Source organism: Carboxylicivirga taeanensis (genome assembly GCF_051851475.1).
Lineage (GTDB): Bacteria > Bacteroidota > Bacteroidia > Bacteroidales > Marinilabiliaceae > Carboxylicivirga > Carboxylicivirga taeanensis.
Window position 1 is genome coordinate 1 of the sequence record NZ_JBPUSJ010000060.1, and the last position, 2,066, is coordinate 2,066.

2 protein-coding genes are annotated in these 2,066 nt (G+C 34.1%); both read right to left on the minus strand.

Translation table 11 applies throughout. The features are described 5' to 3' along the window. Nucleotides 1–162: 162 nt before the first annotated feature. Nucleotides 163–1,044: a TlpA family protein disulfide reductase gene (locus ACSX1H_RS19150; protein WP_439185864.1), complete on the minus strand. Its 882-nt coding sequence runs from the start codon at nt 1,042–1,044 to the stop codon at nt 163–165. A gap of 30 nt (nt 1,045–1,074) precedes the next feature. Further along, a complete protein-coding gene (locus ACSX1H_RS19155; RefSeq protein WP_439185865.1) occupies nt 1,075–1,644 on the minus strand; it encodes a hypothetical protein in 570 nt (189 codons plus the stop codon). Nucleotides 1,645–2,066: the final 422 nt, after the last annotated feature.

The window sequence follows — 2,066 nt, forward strand, 5'->3', positions numbered from 1 at the left end:
GCTGGCCCGCGGGTGAGCAGCAAATTCCTCGAAAGTCATAAGAATCCCAAAAATTCCTCGAATCGGGCTTAAAAATATTGGGTTGTGCCTAACGGCTGGTGCATGGTGTCGTTGACATCCCGGAGGGTGGCAATGCACTATGCATATTGTTAGGCAACGTTGTTATATAGTATTAAGAATAGATTCCAATTTATTCAAATTCTCTTCACTGTAACCTACAATCTTGTGAGTTACTTTCAGGTTATTGTCAACAATTATATGGGTTGGTAATGCAGTAACCTGATAATCATCAGCATTAACGGTTACTATATGATACAAGAATGGATGCTTTGGTAAGAACTGTGTTTGTAGTTGTTCTTTTGATGCGTGATATGTAAGTGCGATAAAAACAACTTCTTTGTTGTTTGCTTTATTAACTATCTCGTTTAATTCAGGCATCTCTTTGATGCAAGGTGCACATCCTGTACTCCAAAAGTTTAGGACAATTGTTTTTCCTTTTAACTCATCAGAATTAAGCGAAATGCCGTTGATATCCACAAAATCAAACGAAGAAATTTCTTGACCTACTTCAAAGGCGATTCTTTTGTTATAATTTGTATCCAATTCTGCAAATGAAATGTCCAATTGAGGCATTTGCCTTTCCTTAATTTGGGTATAATTAAAAATGCCAATTGGTTGTGTGAAATGCCATGTATCTCCATTATCTTTTGATACTCCTAACAATCCTGCTTCCTTGTCTCCAATATTAAAAGTATAATATGCTTGTTGTGTATTATTGAATATTCCAAAGCGTATTAATTTAATATTTGAAAACTCACGTGTGTCTCTTGTTAACATTTTTTCCCACATTGAATATAAGCCAGTTTTGTCCTCAAAGGGATACTGTTCTTCAGTTAGATAGTCTGCATATGTTTTGAAGTCGTCATTATTTACTGCTTTAATTAGAAGCTCAGCATTGGCTATGGCATTTTTCTTATATTCTTCTTGAGCATTGGTCAATAATGAAATGATTAAGAGCGCAATGGTAATGGTTAAAGTTTTCATATTCTTGTTTATATTTTTTCCGCAGACTTACTATATTTTAGAAACTTTTATTGATGTAATAAGCTCTTCATATGATTTGCGATATTTTTCATATGCTGCATTGTCTTTGGGCAAGAAAGTGTATTTTATTATAGTATTATCAATCTTGATGTATGTTATAATGAAAGCTTTTTTACTCTTGTTACTTTTTAATTCAATTGCTTTTCCACTCGAAACGGAATTGTGAAGTATATTTTCAAGTTCAGTAACCTTTATGCGTTTATCATTCTTCTTATAATACTTAACCTCATTTTCAATATATGAGTCCAAATCTGTTTCTATGGGCAAGTCATTAAACCATTTTTTTGTTATGGTAGTATTCTTTGTTAGTGATTCTTGCAGAAGATAAAATGTCGCAAATTTATTTTGTCGGTCAATGTTTATATCATTTTCCCATATCAAAGGCAATATCTGTTCAACAGCATATTTATTGTTATAAACGGAAATTGACCTGCCTACTGGACAAGCTGCTCCTTTAGACGTTTGAGCTTTTAAAATTGGAGCATTAAATACAAAAAAGATTAGTAAAGTGCTAGTGAGTAGTCTTTGTTTTGTTTTCATAAATAGGTTTTGATTAATATAGTTTTCTTGATGTGCGATTATTTCTATTCTGACTAACGTAAAAATAAACGTCAGTAATTCAGTGATTTACAACTCTGTACTTTTCTTCAATTTTCATCTGCTTTGAAGTCCCCATTTTACGTTAGCATAAGAAATCCATAAACCTAAAAAAGTATTGATTACCTTGGTTTTAAATCAATACTATGGGTTTATAGGGGGAATGTTGCCTATCGGTTAGCTGCATGATGCGGTAGCAGATTCGCGGTGCTGATTGTCCGTCCGACAGGACCGACAATCGAGGCGGGAATCGGCCCAACCAAAGCGAGCCGGACTGCTATGCATTATTGCAGCTTGTTGTAACCTGTTATTTTATATTCCTAATGTCTCTAATGTTCTGCGTTGTGCTGAGCCAAAAACCAAAT

What these genes read in the sequence shown, in the direction of transcription:
- ACSX1H_RS19155 (WP_439185865.1), bottom strand. Translation starts at nt 1,644, where the DNA reads ATGAAAACAAAACAAAGACTACTCACTAGCACTTTACTAATCTTTTTT.
- ACSX1H_RS19150 (WP_439185864.1), bottom strand. Translation starts at nt 1,044, where the DNA reads ATGAAAACTTTAACCATTACCATTGCGCTCTTAATCATTTCATTATTG.